General features: G+C 69.0%; 17 protein-coding genes and 1 pseudogene. 10 read left to right on the forward strand and 8 right to left on the reverse strand.

The window, feature by feature from the left end:
- Window positions 1-70 precede the first annotated feature (70 nt).
- The 4 genes and pseudogenes from SJY11_RS01650 to SJY11_RS01665 all read left to right on the forward strand — a co-directional run bounded on the left by SJY11_RS01650 (window position 71) and on the right by SJY11_RS01665 (window position 3,919).
- On the forward strand, window positions 71-883 hold the full coding sequence (locus SJY11_RS01650; RefSeq protein WP_376984742.1) for a purine-nucleoside phosphorylase: 813 nt from the start codon (window positions 71-73) through the stop codon (window positions 881-883).
- Window positions 883-1,647 carry a deoxyribose-phosphate aldolase gene (gene deoC / locus SJY11_RS01655; RefSeq protein ID WP_376984743.1) on the forward strand — a complete coding sequence of 255 codons (765 nt, stop codon included), beginning with the start codon at window positions 883-885 and terminating at the stop codon, window positions 1,645-1,647. Before SJY11_RS01650 ends, deoC begins: the two co-directional genes overlap by 1 nt.
- A 1-nt stretch (window position 1,648) precedes the next feature.
- Window positions 1,649-2,978 (forward strand): annotated as a pseudogene (gene deoA / locus SJY11_RS01660) (thymidine phosphorylase).
- Complete coding sequence (locus SJY11_RS01665; RefSeq protein ID WP_376984744.1) at window positions 2,975-3,919, forward strand: 2-hydroxyacid dehydrogenase; 945 nt, start codon at window positions 2,975-2,977, stop codon at window positions 3,917-3,919. The pseudogene deoA and the gene SJY11_RS01665 overlap by 4 nt, the downstream one beginning before the upstream one ends.
- Before the next feature lie 6 nt (window positions 3,920-3,925).
- On the opposite strand, the gene SJY11_RS01670 is transcribed toward SJY11_RS01665, so the two are convergent.
- Window positions 3,926-4,777, reverse strand: coding sequence for an SDR family NAD(P)-dependent oxidoreductase (locus SJY11_RS01670; RefSeq protein ID WP_376984745.1), 852 nt, complete (start codon window positions 4,775-4,777; stop codon window positions 3,926-3,928).
- A gap of 231 nt (window positions 4,778-5,008) precedes the next feature.
- Here SJY11_RS01670 and SJY11_RS01675 point away from each other — a divergent pair, with 231 nt between their 5' ends.
- The gene (locus SJY11_RS01675; RefSeq protein ID WP_376984746.1) at window positions 5,009-5,665 is read left to right on the forward strand and encodes a hypothetical protein; all 657 of its coding nucleotides are present in this window, start codon (window positions 5,009-5,011) and stop codon (window positions 5,663-5,665) included.
- A gap of 105 nt (window positions 5,666-5,770) precedes the next feature.
- Here SJY11_RS01675 and SJY11_RS01680 read toward each other — a convergent pair whose 3' ends face one another.
- The 4 genes from SJY11_RS01680 to nth form a co-directional block, all read right to left on the reverse strand.
- Window positions 5,771-6,550: an ATP-binding cassette domain-containing protein gene (locus tag SJY11_RS01680; RefSeq protein WP_324132666.1), complete on the reverse strand. Its 780-nt coding sequence runs from the start codon at window positions 6,548-6,550 to the stop codon at window positions 5,771-5,773.
- A gap of 5 nt (window positions 6,551-6,555) precedes the next feature.
- Window positions 6,556-7,860 carry a sugar ABC transporter permease gene (locus SJY11_RS01685; RefSeq protein ID WP_465247432.1) on the reverse strand — a complete coding sequence of 435 codons (1,305 nt, stop codon included), beginning with the start codon at window positions 7,858-7,860 and terminating at the stop codon, window positions 6,556-6,558.
- Window positions 7,853-8,890, reverse strand: coding sequence for a D-xylose ABC transporter substrate-binding protein (gene xylF, locus SJY11_RS01690; RefSeq protein ID WP_376989228.1), 1,038 nt, complete (start codon window positions 8,888-8,890; stop codon window positions 7,853-7,855). The genes SJY11_RS01685 and xylF overlap by 8 nt, the downstream gene beginning before the upstream one ends.
- Before the next feature lie 116 nt (window positions 8,891-9,006).
- The gene (gene nth / locus SJY11_RS01695) at window positions 9,007-9,708 is read right to left on the reverse strand and encodes an endonuclease III (RefSeq protein ID WP_376984747.1); all 702 of its coding nucleotides are present in this window, start codon (window positions 9,706-9,708) and stop codon (window positions 9,007-9,009) included.
- Window positions 9,709-9,728: 20 nt separating this feature from the next.
- Between nth and SJY11_RS01700 the strand changes: the two genes are divergently transcribed.
- The 4 genes from SJY11_RS01700 to SJY11_RS01715 all read left to right on the forward strand — a co-directional run bounded on the left by SJY11_RS01700 (window position 9,729) and on the right by SJY11_RS01715 (window position 12,189).
- Complete coding sequence (locus SJY11_RS01700) at window positions 9,729-10,274, forward strand: DUF2244 domain-containing protein (RefSeq protein ID WP_376984749.1); 546 nt, start codon at window positions 9,729-9,731, stop codon at window positions 10,272-10,274.
- 58 nt (window positions 10,275-10,332) lie between these two features.
- On the forward strand, window positions 10,333-10,620 hold the full coding sequence (locus SJY11_RS01705) for a type II toxin-antitoxin system TacA family antitoxin (RefSeq protein WP_376984750.1): 288 nt from the start codon (window positions 10,333-10,335) through the stop codon (window positions 10,618-10,620).
- A gap of 104 nt (window positions 10,621-10,724) precedes the next feature.
- Window positions 10,725-11,105: a GNAT family N-acetyltransferase gene (locus SJY11_RS01710; protein WP_376984751.1), complete on the forward strand. Its 381-nt coding sequence runs from the start codon at window positions 10,725-10,727 to the stop codon at window positions 11,103-11,105.
- 187 nt (window positions 11,106-11,292) lie between these two features.
- Window positions 11,293-12,189 carry a methylated-DNA--[protein]-cysteine S-methyltransferase gene (locus SJY11_RS01715; protein WP_376989229.1) on the forward strand — a complete coding sequence of 299 codons (897 nt, stop codon included), beginning with the start codon at window positions 11,293-11,295 and terminating at the stop codon, window positions 12,187-12,189.
- A gap of 36 nt (window positions 12,190-12,225) precedes the next feature.
- Here the strand turns inward: SJY11_RS01715 and SJY11_RS01720 are convergent, their stop codons facing one another.
- The 3 genes from SJY11_RS01720 to SJY11_RS01730 are packed head-to-tail and all read right to left on the reverse strand — an operon-like array spanning window position 12,226 to window position 15,361.
- Window positions 12,226-13,245: a proline racemase family protein gene (locus SJY11_RS01720; protein ID WP_376984752.1), complete on the reverse strand. Its 1,020-nt coding sequence runs from the start codon at window positions 13,243-13,245 to the stop codon at window positions 12,226-12,228.
- Between the two features lie 11 nt (window positions 13,246-13,256).
- Window positions 13,257-14,186, reverse strand: a complete 930-nt coding sequence (locus SJY11_RS01725; protein ID WP_376984753.1) for a carbohydrate kinase family protein — start codon at window positions 14,184-14,186, stop codon at window positions 13,257-13,259.
- Window positions 14,183-15,361, reverse strand: coding sequence for a fumarylacetoacetate hydrolase family protein (locus SJY11_RS01730; protein WP_376984754.1), 1,179 nt, complete (start codon window positions 15,359-15,361; stop codon window positions 14,183-14,185). Before SJY11_RS01730 ends, SJY11_RS01725 begins: the two co-directional genes overlap by 4 nt.
- A gap of 205 nt (window positions 15,362-15,566) precedes the next feature.
- Here SJY11_RS01730 and ugpB point away from each other — a divergent pair, with 205 nt between their 5' ends.
- Window positions 15,567-16,889: a sn-glycerol-3-phosphate ABC transporter substrate-binding protein UgpB gene (gene ugpB, locus SJY11_RS01735; RefSeq protein WP_376984755.1), complete on the forward strand. Its 1,323-nt coding sequence runs from the start codon at window positions 15,567-15,569 to the stop codon at window positions 16,887-16,889.
- The last annotated feature ends 6 nt before the right edge of the window (window positions 16,890-16,895 follow it).

Raw genomic sequence — 16,895 nt, forward strand, 5'->3', positions numbered from 1 at the left:
GCACTGGACCATCCTTCGAGACGCCGCTACGCGGCTCCTCAGGATGAGGGCTGAACTGGACTGTAACGGAATGAGCACCGACACTGCCTTCACCGAAGCCGCGCAAGCCGTCCGCGCCCATGGCGCGACGGCCCCGATCGACTGCGCCATCGTGCTCGGCACAGGGCTCGGCGGACTGGCCGACCAGCTCGGGGATGCGATCCGCATTCCCTATGCCGCGATCCCCGGCTTTCCCGCGGGCGGCGTCTCCGGCCATGCGCGGCAGCTCTGCATCGGCCGTCTCGAGGGCAAGACGGTGCTGATCTATCAGGGCCGGGCGCATTACTATGAGGGCGGCGACCCCGCGGTGATGCGGGTGCCGCTCGGCATGCTCTGCGAGCTCGGGGCGCCGCCGCTGATCCTGACCAATGCCGCCGGCTCGCTGAAGCCGCAGATGCCGCCGGGCAGCCTCGCTGTCATCACCGACCACATCAATCTGAACGGGCCGAACCCGCTCGTCGGCGACGCCGGCGACGGGCGCTTCGTGCCGATGGTCGACGCCTATGACCCGTCGCTTCGGGCGGGCCTGGCGCGCGCCGCGGCGGCCGAAGGGCTGTCGCTGGGCGAGGGCGTCTATATGTGGTTCTCCGGCCCGAGCTTCGAGACGCCGGCCGAGATCCGGATGGCGCAGGTGATGGGCGCCGATCTGGTGGGCATGTCGACCGTGCCCGAGGTCATCCTGGCGCGGCGGCAAGGCTTGCGCGTCGCGGGGCTGTCGATCGTCACCAATATGGGCGCGGGCCTGCATGGCGGGGCGCCGCATCACGACGAGACCAAGGACGTGGCCGGCCGGGCGGCGGCCGACCTCGCCCGCCTGCTGCGCGCTTTCCTGAGGAGCCTGTGATGTCGGCCTCCACCCTCGCGACCGCGCGGCGGGCTTTGTCCCTGCTCAACCTCACCGATCTCTCCGACAATGCCGACGAGGCGGGACTGGCTGCGCTCTGCGCGCGCGCGGTCGGGGAACCCGTACCGGTCGCGGCGATCTGCATCTGGCCGCGCTTCGTGGCGCAGGCGCGCACGATGCTGGGGAGAGCGCCCGTCAGGATCGCGACGGTCGTGAATTTCCCGCAGGGCGAGGCGACGGGCGCCGAGGTCCTGGCTGAGACGCAGGGCGCGGTCGCGGCGGGAGCCGACGAGATCGACCTCGTCCTGCCCTGGCGCGCTTTTCTGGCCGGCGACGCGGCGGGGGCCGAGGCCATGGTCGGTGCCGTGAAGGAGGCGTGCGGCGACAAGCGGCTGAAGGTCATCCTCGAAACCGGCGAGTATCCCGATCTGGACAAGGTCCGCGCCGCCTCCGAACTCGCCATCGCGGCCGGGGCCGACTTCATCAAGACCTCGACCGGCAAAACCGCGCATTCGGCGAGCCTCCCGGCGGCCCGGACGATGCTGGAGGTGATCGCGGCGGCTGGGCAACCGGTCGGGCTGAAGCCCTCGGGCGGCATTCGCACGCTCGCGGATGCCGCGGGCTATCTGGAACTGGCCGACGCCATCATGGGGCCGGGCTGGGCAACGCCCGAGACCTTCCGCTTCGGCGCGAGCGGGCTGCATCAGGTGCTGGTCGACGCGATCGCGGGCGGGGCATCGGGCACCGCGAGCGGGTCCTACTGAGATGAAGCTGACGCAGGAAATCATCGCGGCCAAGCGCGACGGCGCCGAGCTGCCCGAGGCCGACATCCGCCAGATCATCGCCGGCATCAGCGACGGCGGCGTCAGCGAGGGGCAGGCCGCCGCCTTCGCCATGGCGGTGTTCTTCCGCGACATGAGCGCCAGGGAGCGCGTCGCACTCACCCTCGCGATGCGGGACTCCGGCACGGTGCTGAACTGGGACGATCTGCCAGGCCCCGCGCTCGACAAGCACTCGAACCGGCGGCGTCGGCGATACGGTCAGCCTGCCGCTGGCGGCGGCGGTGGCGGCCTGCGGCGGCTATGTGCCGATGATCTCGGGACGGGGCCTCGGCCATACCGGCGGCACGCTCGACAAGCTCGATGCGGTGCCGGGCTATGTCACGCAGCCCGACAACGATCTCTTCCGCAAGGTGGTGCGCGAGCAGGGTTGCGCCATCATCGGCCAGACCGCCGATCTCGCCCCCGCCGACAAGCGACTCTACGCCATCCGCGACGTCACTGCGACGGTCGAGGCGATCCCGCTCATCACGGCCTCGATCCTGTCGAAGAAGCTCGCCGCCGGGCTGCACGGGCTGGCGATGGACGTGAAATTCGGCTCGGGCGCCTTCCTGCCCGATCCCATGAAGGCGCGCGCGCTCGCCGATGCTCTGGTCGGCGTCGCCAACGGGGCCGGCCTGCCGACGACGGCGCTGCTGACCGACATGGACCAGCCGCTGGCGAGCGCGGCCGGCAATGCGCTCGAAGTTGCTTACGCGCTCGACCATCTGAGCGGGATACGGCGCGAGCCGCGATTCCACGCGGTCACGGTCGCGCTCGGCGCCGAGATGCTGCTGCTCGGGCGGCTCGCCGCCGACATCGACGACGCGACAGCGAAGATCGAGGCGGCTTTCGCCAGCGGGGCGGCGGCTGAGAGGTTCGCGAAGATGATCGCGGCGCTGGGCGGGCCGGCGGATCTGCTGGAGAGGCCGGAGCGCCATCTCGCCCGGGCGCCGATCGTGCGGCCGGTCTTTCCGACCGCGCCCGGCCTCGTCCAGGCGATCGACACGCGCGGCGTCGGGCTGGCGGTGGTGGCGCTGGGCGGCGGGCGGACGCGGCCGCAGGATGCGATCGACCATGCCGTCGGCCTCGTCGATCTCGCAGGCCTCGGCGAGGCGGTCGGCCCCGACCGGCCGCTCGGCATCGTTCATGCACGCGACGAGGCCGGCTATGCCATGGCCGAGAGGCGCTTGCGCGAGGCCTATCGCCTGGGAGAGGGTGCGCCGCGGCGCGGTGCGCTGATCGCCGAACGGATCACGGAGAGTACGAACGCATGAGCCTGCTGCTGGCGATGACGGGATGGCATGTCGAGGATTGGCGCGCGCGCTTCGCGGCGCTGCTGCCGGACATGCCGGTGGTGATCCTGGGCGAACCCTTCGACCGGCGCTCGGTGCATTACGTCGCGAGCTGGAAACATCCCGAGGGCAGCCTGTCGGGCCTGCCGAACCTCGCGGCTGTCTTCTCGCTCGGCGCCGGTGTCGACCATCTCTTCGCCGATACGCGTCTGCCGGAGGTGCCGATCGCGCGCGTGGTCGATCCCGACCTGACGACGCGGATGAGCGAATATGTCGTGCTGCACTGCCTGCGCTATCTGCGCCAGCAGCCGCGCTACGACAGGCAGCAGCGCGAGACGATCTGGGACGACGATCGCAACCAGCCCGCCGCGCGCTCGGTGCGCGTCGGCATCATGGGGCTCGGCGAGCTCGGGCAGGACGCCGCCCGCAAGCTCCAGGTGATGGGTTTCGATGTCGCCGGCTGGAGCCGTTCCCCTAAGACGATCGACGGTCTCGCGACCTTCGCCGGCAGCGACGGCATGGTGGACTTCCTGGCGCGCACCGACATCCTTGTCAGCCTGCTGCCGCTGACGCCGGACACGCGTGGCCTGATCGACGCCAAGCTGCTCGCCGGGCTGGCCCAGGGCGGCCGCCTCGGCGGACCGTTCCTGATCAATGCCGGCCGCGGCGGACTTCAGGTCGAGGCCGACATTCTGGCCGCGCTGGAGGCCGGCACGCTGAAGGGTGCGACCCTCGACGTCTTCGAGACCGAGCCGCTGCCGAGCGACTCGCCGCTCTGGTCGCATCCGGCCGTTACCGTCACGCCGCACAATGCGGCGATGTCGGAGCCGGAGGCGATCGCGACACTGATCGCCGCGCAGATCCGCCGGCTCGAGGCCGGCGAGCCGCTGGAACACGTCGTCGATCCCGCCCGGGGTTACTGAGACACGTTAGCGGTCGCGCGTCAGGAAGGTCTTGAACGCCTCGGCGTGGTCCGGGTGCCAGCGCGACAGCGGCGGTCGGTTCTCGATGATGTCGCCCATCGCCCAGGCCATGCGCTTCTCGTCGAGCGCGCGCGGCGTCTCGTTGTCGGGGCAAAGGATGTAGAAGTCGCCGTCCTCGATGCGTTCGAGCATGAAGGCGACCGTTTGGTCGGGCGTCCAGGCGCCGTCCGGCTGGTCGAGCCGGCCCTTCGCCGTCAGGCGCGTGAAGACGAAGCCGGGGATCAGCAGATGGGCGCTGATCCGGCAGCCGGCGCGACCGCGCAGATCGTGCTGCAGGGCCTCGGTGAAGGCCTTCACCGCCGCCTTCGAGACATTGTAGGCTGGGTCTCCCGGCGGGGTGGTGATGCCCTGCTTCGAGCCGGTGTTGACGACGATGCCGGGCTGGCCGCTCTCCAGCATGGCCGGCACGAAGACCTGGGTGCCGTTGATGATGCCCCAGAGATTGACCGCGAGGATGCGCTGCCAGTCCTCGACGGGCGAGAACAGGGCGCTGCCGGGCTGGATGCCGGCATTGTTCATCAGCAGATGCACGGCCCCGAAGCGGCCCATCACCTCGTCGCGCAGCGTCTCCAGCGCACCGCGATCCGAGACGTCGACCGGCCGCGCGAGTACGGACGCCTCGGCGCCCGCGAATTCCGCCATCGCCAGAGCGAGCGTGGTCTCGTCGCGATCGGCGAGCACGACGTTCATGCCGCGGTGGACGAAGGCGCGGGCTGCGGCCAGACCGATGCCGGAGGCGGCGCCCGTGACGACCGCCACATGGCCGGGGCTGAGAATGTCCATCGCTGTCGTCGTCATGTCGAACCTTTCGGGGTGCGCGAACGGCCAGGCCGCCGTCATGTCTGCGGCCGTCGTGTCACCCGATGCGGGCGCGATGATGGCGCGGGATCGGATCGCAGCGCTCGCGCCAGGACGCGCCGGGATCGGCCGCCGCCCAAGGCCGCATGAGGCGATCGTTGCAGATTTTGGACCTTGCCTGCCGCATGGCGAGCGCTAGACATTCTCGGAGACGCTTCGCGAGACCTGCCCGTGACCCGCTTCTCCAGCCTGCCTCGTCCCCGCCTCACCGCCGTTCTCGTCGTGGCCGCCCTGCTCGGGGCCTGCCAGGCGACGCCGCAGCTGACGCTCGCCTCGTCTCCGGCCTATTCGCCGGAATGGTGCGCGGCCGCGAAGTCGCTCGCTCCCAACTCCGGCTCGAACCTGTTCGCCACCGGGCGCTGCCATGAACTCGGGATCGCCGGCTTCCCGAAGGAGGAGAACGTGTATTTGTTCTACTACACGCAAGGCGCGCGCTGGGGCAGCCTGCAGGCTGCGGAGGCTCTGGCACGGCTGGGCCAGCCGGTTCCCGATGCCGATCTCCAGGCCGAGGCGCGCGACAGGGCCGACCAGCGCCGGGCCGACGCTGCGATGGCCGCCGCGATCCGCGGCCGCGTCGACCCGCCCGGCCCCCCGCGCCCCTCGCCGCTGCCGATGACGCCGACGATACGGATCCCCAGCACGACCTTCCAGCCGACGCGCATCCAGCCGACGCCGATGCGGCCGGCGCCGTCGCTGACGATCCCGACGCAGTCGACCCAGCCGCAGGGCCGGACCACGAGCCAGTCCCGGCGCGAATGCGTGAACGGCGTCTGCAAGACGGTGACAACGACCTGCGTCAACGGCGCCTGCACCACGACCAGCCAGTAGACGACCGCTCAGGCGAGGCGCTTGTCAGGCGAATCGCAGAAATCGAACTGGAGGCAGCGCCCGCATTCCGGCCCTCGCAACGTGCAGGCGTCGACACGGCGTGTCCTATCCACGCAGCGCGCCGGGCCCGGGCACAGCCCCGGCCGGGCATTTCCCCGAGATGATCATGCCCAGGACCTCATCCTGGGTGACGTCGCTCGTTCGGGCATTGCCGACGACACGGCCGTTCTTCATCACGCTGACGCGGTCGGCGAGATCGAAAACGTCGTGCAGGTCATGGCTGATCAGGAAGATGCCGATGCCCTGGCGCTTGAGCTCGAGGATCAGCTCGGCGACCTGCCGGGTTTCGGCGGGCCCTAGCGCCGCCGTCGGCTCGTCCATGATCAGCACGCGGGCGTTGAAATAGATCGCCCTGGCGATCGCCACCGATTGGCGCTGACCGCCAGAGAGCGCCTTCACCGGCTCCTTGAAGCGGCGGAAATGCGGGTTGAGCCGGCCCATGACCTTGCGGGTCTCGGCCTCCATCGTCGCATCGTCGAGCGTTCGCCAGGGCGTCAGCAATTCGCGCCCGAGGAAGATGTTGGCGGCGGCGTCGACATTGTCGGCGAGCGCGAGCGTCTGGTAGATCGTCTCGATGCCATGGCGCTTGGCGTCGCGCGGGCTGGCGATCGAGACCGGCTCGCCATTGACCCGGATCTCGCCGGAATCGGCCCGGTAGGCGCCCGACAGAATCTTGATCAGGGTCGATTTTCCGGCGCCGTTGTGCCCGAGAAGGCCAACGACCTCGCCGGGATGCAGATCGACGCTGACCGCGTCGACCGCCTTGATGCCGCCGAAGGCGATCGAAATCTCCCGCATCTCGACGAGAGGGCTGGCGATGTCCATGGCGCTCACCCGAACCGCTTGCGATAGAGGCCATCGAGCCAGACTGCGACGACCAGCACGAGGCCGACGACGATGTTCTGGAGCGGCGTGTCGACGCCGATCAGCACCATGCCCGACTGCAGCGACTGCATCACCAGCGCGCCGAGCATCGCGCCTGCGATGGTGCCGACGCCGCCGGCGAGCGAGGTGCCCCCGATCACGGCCGCGGCGATGACGTAAAGCTCGTCGAGCGCGCCGGCGGAGTTCGTCGCCGCGTTCAGCCGCGCCGTCGCGATGCAGGCGGAGATGCCGACGAGCGCGCCCATCAACCCATAGACCAGCATCACCACCTTGCGGGTGTTGACGCCGGACAGTTGCGCCGCTTCGGGATTGCCGCCGATGGCAAAGACATAGCGGCCGAAGCGCAGCCGCGTCGCCAGAAAGGTGATGGCGACGCCGACGGCCAGCGCCAGCAGCACCGGCACGGCCAGCCCATGGCCGATGACGAGCCCGCCTTCCGGCCAGACCTGCCCGCGGGCCTCGGTCAGTCGGCGCGCGATCCCCGTCGGCAGCGCATAGGCATTGGCGACCATCACGGTCGCGACCACCGCGCCGCAGCCCAGAGCGGCGATGACGAGATCGGCCCAGAGCGGGCGCAGCGAGAAGCCGAAACGCCGGCGCCGGCGGCGCGCGACGACGCTGCCGCCGGCAATAACGGCGCAGATCGCCAGGCCGATCGCCCAGGAGGCGCTGGTGCCGATCGCTCCCTCGATGCCGCCGCCGAGCGGGCGGAAGCGCGAATCCATCGGCGCGATGGTCTGGCCCTGCGTCACCCACCAGGCGGCGCCGCGCCAGACGAGAAGCCCGCCCAGCGTGACGATGAAGGAGGGAATGGCGAGCCAAGCGATCAGCGCGCCCTGCATCAGGCCGATGACGCCGCCGAGCGCCACCGCGGCGAGGAGGCTGAGGATCCAGGTCGCGGGATGCTCGAAGCCCCAGACCTCCGGCAGCAGCCGGACCTGGATCAGCCCGACGACCATGCCGATGAAGCCCAGCATCGAACCGACGGACAGGTCGATGTTGCGGGTGACGATGACCAGCACCATGCCGCAGGCCATCACCGATATGGAAGCCGACTGGACCAGCAGGTTCCAGAGGTTGCGCGGCGACAGGAAGGCGCCGCCGGACAACGCGTCGAAGCCGAGCCAGATCGCCGCCAGTGCGGCGATCATGCCGATCATGCGCGGATCGAACTCGATCTCGCGCAGATGGTCGGCCAGGCCCCTGCTGCTCGGTCCCGGCTTGGCCGGAGCCGGCGCGACGTCAGTCACAAGCCTTGACCTTGCCGGCCGCGACGCCCTGGCAGACGGCCGATTTCGGCGCCCAGCCGGCGTCGATCACGACCTTGAGATTCTCCTGCGTCACCGGCACCGGCTTGAGGAACAAGGCCGTCATGGCCTGCTTGGCCGGACCCTGATTCCAGCTTGCGGCGCCCGCGATCTCGGTCAGCTTGGCGCCGCCTGCGAGCTTGATCGCGATTTCGGCGGCTGTGCGCCCGAGATCGCGCGCATCCTTCCAGATCGTCACCGTCTGCGTGCCCAGCGCGATCCGGTTCAGCGCGGCGCGGTCGGCGTCCTGCCCGGAGACCGGCACCGAGCCGGCCAGGCCCTGCGCGGCCATGGCGGCAATGGCGCCGCCCGCCGTACCGTCATTGGCGGCGATCACGGCATCGACCTTGTTGGCGTTGCGCGTCAGTATCTGCTCCATGTTCTTCTGGGCATTGGCCGGCAGCCAGCCATCGGTCGAGGCCTCGCCGACATTCTTGATCTTGCCGCTGTCGAGCGCGGGCTTGAGAACCTCGATCGAGCCCTGGTAGAGGAAATTGGCATTGGGATCGGTCGACGACCCTTTGATGAAAACGTAGTTGCCCTCCGGCTTGGCCTTGAGGATCTCGCGCGCCATCATGCGCCCGACCTCGACATTGTCGAAGGTCAGGTAGAAGGCCTGTGGGATCTCGATCAGCCGGTCATAGCCGACGACCGCGATGCCCTCGTCGACGGCCTTCTGGACGGCGGGCCGGATCGCCTGGGCATCCTGCGCCAGCACGATCAGCGCCTTGGCGCCGCGTGCGATCAGGCTCTCGACATCGGTGAGCTGCTTGGCCGGCGACGATTGCGCGTCGGCGGAGAGATAGGTGCCGCCGACCTTCTCGATCGCCGACTTGATCGCGGCCTCGTCGGTCTTCCAGCGCTCTTCCTGGAAATTGGACCAACTCACGCCGATGATCGGGCCCTTGGCCTGGGCCAGCGCCGGCAACGAAAAAGCCGAAACCGCCAAAGCGGCACCGGCAGCAAACAACATCTGTCTGAACATGGAGATCTCCCGCGTTTCCTCTGACCTTGCGCTCTCTTCTGGGATCGCTTCGTCAGCGTCCGGAGCGCCTGAGCCCAAGAGGTGAACCTATCGCGGGACGAGCGTCAAGCGACCCTCTTGTCGGGGAAGTCGCAGAGATCGTTGAGGAGGCAGCGCCCGCATTCGGGGCGCTGGGCCTTGCAGGTGTAGCGGCCGTGCAGGATGAGCCAATGATGGGCATGGCGGCCGAATTCCGCCGGCACGGCCTTCTCCAGCCCCATCTCGACCTGCAGCACATTCTTGCCCGGCGCGATCCGCAGCCGGTTGGCGACGCGGAAGACATGGGTGTCGACGGCGTGGGTGATCGCGCCGAAGGCGATGTTGAGCACGACATTGGCCGTCTTGCGGCCGACGCCCGGCAGGCTCTCCAGCGCCTCGCGCGTCGTCGGCACCTCGCCGCCGAACTGCGCAATGAGCTTCTCGCAGAGCGCGATCACGTTCTTGGCCTTGGTGCGGAACAGCCCGATGGTGCGGACATGGTCGCGCACCACGTCCTCGCCGAGCGCGAGCATCTTCTCTGGCGTGTCGGCGATCGCGAACAGCTTGCGCGTCGCCTTGTTGACGCCGACATCGGTCGCCTGTGCCGAGAGCACGACCGCGACCAGCAGGGTGAAGGGATTGACGTAGTCGAGCTCGCCCTTGGGCTCGGGATTGGCGGCCTCGAAGCGCGCGAAGATCTCGCGCACGCCAGCGGCGCTCCTGGCGCGCGGCTTCGTGATCCGCGGCGCGGCCGGGGCGCGGCGCTTGGCCCTGTTCTCTGGCGTCATGCGGGCGTTATAGTCGCGCCATGGACCTCGGCAAGCGCCATGCCACCGCAGCGGATGAGGACGCCTTGGCGCGGGCCGAGCGGCCGGTCTTCGACGCCACGATCACGCCGCATCGCTCGCTCAACCGCAACGCCTTTCGCATCGTGATGACGCTGGTCTGCATCGCCGCCATCGCCTCCTCGATCCCCTTCATGGTGCTCGGCGCCTGGCCGGTGGCGGGCTTCATGGGGCTGGACGTCGTCGCGCTGTTCATCGCCTTCCAGGTGAATTTCCGGCATGCACGCGCCTTCGAGCGCGTCGTCGTCACACCGCTCGAGGTGCGGCTGCGGAAGGTGTCGCATCACGGGCAGGAGGCCGTCTGGCGCTCGAATCCGGCCTGGACGAAGCTGGAGCGCCAGACCGACGAGGATTACGGCCTGCTCGGGCTCGACCTGGTGTCGCGCGGCCGGCGGGTCGCCGTTGCAGCCGCTTTGTCGCCGGGCGAACGCGAGGGCTTTGCCGACGCGCTCGGCCGGGCGCTGGCGACGGCGCGGCGCGGGCCGGATTACGAGCGCCTGCCACAATAGCGGTAATGACAACGTCATTGCGGCGCCGTAGGATAGCTCTCCGATCCGGAGGACTGTCATGACGACTGCGACGGCATCACCGAAGCGCGAGACGCTCAACATCCGCATCAAACCCGAGGAGCGCGGCCTGATCGACCGGGCAGCCCAGAGCCAGGGCAAGAACCGTACGGACTTCATTCTGGACGCCGCACGATTGGCCGCCGAAGAGGCCCTGCTCAGTCAGGTCGTCCTCACCGTCAGCCCTGAAGCATACGCACAGTTCCTGGCCAGGCTCGACCAGCAGCCCGATCCGAACGAACGGCTGCGCAAGACGATGCAAACCCCTGCCCCCTGGGACAAGCCGTGATCTCGGCGCCAGAGCCGCTCTCAGACAGCCATGATCTCACCGGCTTCCGCTGCGGCGTCCCGACACTCGATGACTGGCTGCGGCAACGCGCGCTCAAGAATCAGATGACCGGCGCTTCGCGGACCTTTGTCGCCTGCGAGGGAACCCGCGCCCTCGCCTATTATGCGCTGGCGTCGGGCGCCGTCACGGCGGCGATGGCGACCGGTCGCCTTCGCCGCAACATGCCCGACCCCATACCCGTCGTCGTCCTCGGCCGTCTCGCCATCGACATCGGTGCTCAGGGACAAGGGTTGGGACGGGCACTTATACGCGATGCCGGCCTGCGGGTCCTGGATGCAGCCGATTTGATCGGTATCCGAGGGCTCCTCGTGCATGCGCTGTCGGAAGACGCCAAAGCCTTCTACCAGCGTGTCGGGTTCGAGCCGTCGCCACTGGCTCCGATGACATTGATGATCACGCTGCCCGATCTCGGCGCGGCGCTTTGATGTCGGAAGCGTTCTGCGGGCTGCTCGCCCTGCCAGCTTTCGGGTGGAGACCGTCTTCGGGCGCCCCTAATGTCACCGTATGATCGAAGATGCGAAGGTGACGGCGATGAACGCTCCCCTGCAGAAGCTCGGCGCGATGAAGCGGACCCGGTTTTCCGATGCGGTTCTGGCGCGCGCAGCCGAGGCGATGCCGGCGGCGGCCGCGTTCCCGACGGTCGCACCCGGCTCGGACTATGACACGGTGCGCCGCGTGCTGGCCTATATCACCGAGAACTGGCGCGCCCAGCCGTCGATCGAGGCGATCGCGGAAGCCGCCGGTGCGACGCCGACCGACATCCACCACCTGTTCCGGCGCTGGTGCGGGCTCACCCCAAAGGCCTTCCTGCAGGCGATCACGCTCGACCATGCCAAGGGGCTGCTCGGCGCCTCCGCGAGCGTGCTCGACACGGCACTCGACGTCGGGCTGTCGGGGCCGGGGCGGCTGCACGATCTCTTCGTGACGCATGAGGCGATGTCGCCCGGCGAATGGAAGGCCGGCGGCGGCGGGCTCGCCCTCGCCTATGGCTTCCACCCGTCCCCCTTCGGCGAGGCGCTCATCGTCGCGACGCCGCGCGGGCTGGCCGGGCTGGGCTGGGTCTCGGACGGGCTCGACGGCGGCAAGGTCGTTGGCGGGCGGGCGGAGGCGCTGGCGGACATGATGCGGCGCTGGCCGCATGCGGAGTACCGCTTCGACCCGCAGGCGACGGCGCCGTATGCCGCACGCATCTTCGATCCGAAAGCGTGGTCGGCGGAGACGCCGCTGCGCGTCGTGCTGATCGGCACGGATTTCGAGGTCCGGGTCTGGGAGACGCTGCTGCGGATCCCGGTCGGCCGTGCCACCACCTATGGCGCCGTCGCCAGCCGGATCGGGAAGCCCTCGGCTTCGCGGGCGGTCGGCATGGCGGTCGGCAAGAACCCGATCTCCTTCGTCGTGCCGTGCCATCGCGTCATCGGGAAATCGGGCGCGCTGACCGGCTATCACTGGGGGCTGACGCGCAAGCGCGCGATCCTCGGCTGGGAGGCCGGGCAGACGGCCGCAGACTGAGCTGCGACGAGGGCGCCGTCCGCGCCCCGCACGACGTCAGTTGTGCGCGATTTCGGCAAAGCGCCCAGGCAGCGCAAAGCCATGGCCTAGCGGATCATCCTCCTCGATCGTGAAGGTTCCTTCGCCAGCGAAGTGGCTCGTGCCGCCGACCGCAACCGTGACAGCGTCATCCGCGAAGCCTGCGGCTGCCCCCACCACGCGGCCGGTGAAGGTGCCGCCTGTGATGCTGCGGAAGTGGCGCGTCGCGCCGGTCTCGGCGAGGCCCTTGGCATGGTCCAGCGCCATCCGCGCCGTGACGCCCGAGCCCGTCGGGGAGCGGTCGATCTGCCGCTCGGCGAAGATGCAGAGGTTGAAGCTCTCCTCGTCGGCTTGAGCCTCGTCGGTGATGATCGTGCCGTAGAGAAAGCCGAGTTCGGGCTCGGTCGGATGCGTCACCGGCAGGCTCGCGCGCAGATGGTCGGTCAGCGAAGCCGCCGCGTCGGTCAGGGCCGAGACCGGCGTCTCGAACAGGTCGAGCCCGAAGCGCGAGGCCGGGAGGATGCAGTAGAAGGCGCCGCCATAGGCGATGTCGGTGACGACCTCGCCATAGCCCGGCAGGGTGACGACGAGATCGCGGGCGAAGACGAAGGCCGGCACGCTCTCGAAGACGACGCTACCCACCTTGCCGTCGCGCACCGCACATTCCAGCCGCAGCAGGCCGCAGGGGGCCTCGATGCAGAAGCGGGTCACCGGTTCGACCGCCGGCACGAGCCCATGCTCGATCGCGTAGCGGCCGAGCGCGATGGTCGCGTGGCCGCACATGGTCGAGTAGCCCTCGTTATGGGTGAAGAGCACGCCGAAGGCGGCCTCCGGGTGAGCGGCCACGACGGGGATGACGCCATACATCCCGGCGTGGCCGCGCGGTTCCAGCATCATCGCCCGGCGCAGATGGTCGTGATTCTCGCGCGCGTCGCGGCGCTTCTCCAGGATCGTCGCACCCCTGAGCAGGGGGTAGCCCCCCGTGACGATGCGAACCGGCTCGCCGCAGGTGTGATAGTCGAGATAGCGGATCTGCATCGGACCTCCCGTCAGACGGCGATGCGGCGCGGCGGATCGCAGCCGGGGCGGGTGCAATTGTCGGCCGCCACTGCGCAGGCGAAGTCGAGCGCCGCCTGAAGATCGTCGCGGCCGGCCCCGGCGAAGCCGCGTCCCAGCAGCCCCCTTGCCGCCAGTACGGCAACGAAGCCGCCGATGAAGGTGTCGCCGGCCCCGATCGTGTCCGATACCGCGACGGGGGCGGCGGCCGCGGTGAGAGGGGGCCCCGGACCGTGACAGACGGCGCCATCGGCGCCTCTCGTGATGAGCACGAGCGACGCGCCCCATCCCCGCCAGCGCGAAACCACGCCCTCGACCGGCTCCCCGGGATAGAGCCAGGCGAGATCCTCGAGGCTGGCCTTGACGATGTCGGCCTGGGCGATGCGGGCCTCGATCAACTCACGCGCCCGCTCTCGCCCGGGCAGGACGGCGGCGCGGATGTTGATGTCGTAGCTGACGGTGGCACCAGAGGCGCGGGCGCTCGCCGCCAGGATCGCGGCGGCCTCCCCAGAGGGCCCGGTGGTGGCGCCGAAAGAGGAGGCGTGGAGATGGACCACGCCGTGCGGCATCGCCCGCGGGGTGCGGGCCGCCTCCGCATGGGCCGTGCCGTCGAGATGAAGCGCGAATTCCGGCGTGCCGTCGGGCCCCAGCGGCGAGACGATCGCCACGGCGGTCGGGCGTGCGCTGTCCTGGATGAAACGCCTATCGATGCCCTCGGCCGCCAGCGCGGCGCGGAAGCGCCGGCCGAGTGCATCCGTCGAGAGCGCGCCGGCATAGGCCGGCCTCGCCCCGAAACGGGCGAGCGCGATGGCCGCGTTGAAGGCCGAGCCGCCGAGCACGGCCTCGTAGCGCAGACCCTCTGGGTCGCGCGGGATGAAATCGCCGATCGCCTCGCCGACGACGAGGATCTCGCCTGGGCTCACAGCAGCCCGCGCTTGGCCAGGCTGCGCATCAGATGCGAGGTGCCGAAGGTCCAGGGCTCGCAATGGTCGGTGCGCTTCATCCGGTTGACCAGCGCCCCGAGTTCCGGGGCCGCGATGGTGACGATGTCACCGTATTTATGGGTGAAGCCGCCTCCGGCTGTGTCGCGATCCTTGATCGGCGCGAACATGGTGCCGAGATAGAGCGCCGCCCCGTCCGGGTACTGGTGATGGGGACCGATCATCTGCGCGGCAAGATCGGCGGGATCGCGGCTGATCTTCGCGATCGAGGAGGAGCCTTCCAGCGTGAAGCCGTCCTCGCCCTCGACCGTCAGCGTGACCGTGGTGTTGCGGACATGGTCGAGCGTGAAGCCGGCGTCGAAGAGGCGGATGAAGGGGCCGACCGCGGCGGCGGCGTTGTTGTCCTTCGCCTTGCCCAGAAGGAGCGCCGAGCGGCCCTCGACATCGCGCAGATTGACGTCGTTGCCGAGCGTGGCGCCGACGATGCGGCCGTCGGAGGCGACGACGAGCACGATCTCGGGCTCGGGATTGTTCCAGGTCGACGACGGGTGCAGCCCGGCGTCGAAACCGGTGCCGACCGAGGACATCGGCGGCGCCTTGGTGAAGATCTCGGCATCGGGTCCGATGCCGACCTCGAGATACTGGCTCCAGGCGCCCTGCCTGATCAGCACCTCCTTGAGGTGCATCGCCTCGGGCGAACCCGGCTTCAGCTTCGAGAGATCGTCACCGATCAGCTTGCCGATCTCGCCGCGGATCGTGGCGGCGGCAGCGGGGTTGCCACGCGCCTTCTCCTCGATGACGCGCTCCAGCATCGAGACGGCGAAGGTGACGCCGGCGGCCTTGACCACCTGCAGGTTGAGCGGCGAGAGCAGCCAGGGCCGTGCGGGGTCGCGGCCGTCGACCGGCGTGTTCGCGAGGATGTCGGCGAGCGTCGCGACCGGCTCGCCCGGAGCGGCCCGCAAAGCGGCGGCGGGACCGGGCGCCTCGCAGAGGTCCCGGCTGGTCGGAAAAGCGCGGGTGATGTCGACGACCATTCCGTCGCGCAACGTGACGATCGCGGGGCCTGCGACATCAGGCCGCCAGATGCGCCCGAGCAGGGCCGCGGCCGGTGCGTCCTGGGGGAGGGTCCGTTCGGGCGTCAGGGACAGGCGCGGCATGGCGATGATCCATCGAAGGCGGGCAGGGGACGGCGAGAACAGCGCCTTCCGGACGATTACGCAAGGGCTTGCACACAGGAGCAGCCCGGACGCGCGCTTGCGTCCGTCATCATTTTGTCATTGAAACGTCGCCGGCCCTTCATGCTAGCTTGCGCACCAACAAGAACAGCCGCCCAAGCGAACCGAGGGCGGAAGGGAGAAAGAGATGACAGTGAAATCACGCATCCTGATGTCCGTCGCGGCTTTCGTGCTGGGCGGCGCCGCGCCTGCGCTGGCGCAGACCGAGATCCAGTGGTGGCACGCCATGACCGGCGCCAACAACGACGTCGTCGTCAAGCTGGCCGAGGAATTCAACGCCTCCCAGAAGGACTTCAAGGTCGTCCCCGCCTATAAGGGCTCCTATGCCGACACGCTGAACGCCGGCATCGCCGCCTTCCGCGCCGGCAATGCGCCGCACATCATGCAGGTCTTCGAGGTCGGAACCGCGACGATGATGTCCGCCAAGGGCGCCATCAAGCCGGTCCAGGACCTGATGAAGGAAGCCGGCGAAACATTCGATCCGAAGAGCTATCTGCCAGCCATCACCGGCTACTATTCGACGACCAAGGGCGAGATGCTGTCGTTCCCCTTCAACTCGTCCTCCGCGGTGATGTGGTACAACAAGGACGCCTTCAAGAAGGCCGGGCTGAACGCCGACGCGCCGCCCAAGACCTGGCCCGAGGTGTTCGACGCCGCCAAGAAACTCAAGGCCGCCGGCTACGACAAGTGCGGCTTCTCGAATGGCTGGGTGACCTGGGTCAACATCGAGCAGCTCGGCGCCTGGCACAACGAGCCGGTCGGCACGAAGTCCAACGGCTTCGATGGCTTCGACACCGAATTCGTCTTCAACAAGGGCGTCTTCCTGAAGCACCTGACCAATCTGGTCGAGATGCAGAAGGACAAGACCTATGACTATTCCGGCCGCACCAACACCGGCGAGGGTCGTTTCACCTCGGGTGAATGCCCGATCTTCCTGACCTCCTCGGCCTTCTTCGGCAATGTCCGCGCCAACGCCAAGTTCGAATGGGCGAATGCGCCGATGCCGTACTACCCCGATGCGGCGGGCGCGCCGCAGAACTCGATCATCGGCGGCGCCTCGTTGTGGGTGATGGGCGGCAAGAAGGCCGACGAGTACAAGGGCGTGGCCAAGTTCTTCTCCTTCCTCTCCAACGTCGACCGGCAGGTGAAGCTGCACACCGAGTCCGGCTATCTGCCGATCACCAAGGCCGCTTATGAGAAGGTCAAGGCGTCGGGCTTCTACAAGGACAAGCCGTTCCTCGAGACGCCGCTGCTCTCGCTCAACAACAAGGCGCCGACGGACAATTCGCGCGGCGTGCGCTTCGGCAGCCTGGTGCAGATCCGCGACATCTGGGCCGAGGAGATCGAAGCGGCCCTGAACGGCCAGAAGACCCCGAAGGCAGCGCTCGACGCCGCCACCGCGCGTGGCAACCAGACGCTGCGCCAGTTCGAGCGGACGGCCGGTCGCTGATCCGTT

The sequence above is a fragment of the Allobosea sp. R86505 genome (assembly GCF_042466375.1).
GTDB lineage: Bacteria > Pseudomonadota > Alphaproteobacteria > Rhizobiales > Beijerinckiaceae > Allobosea.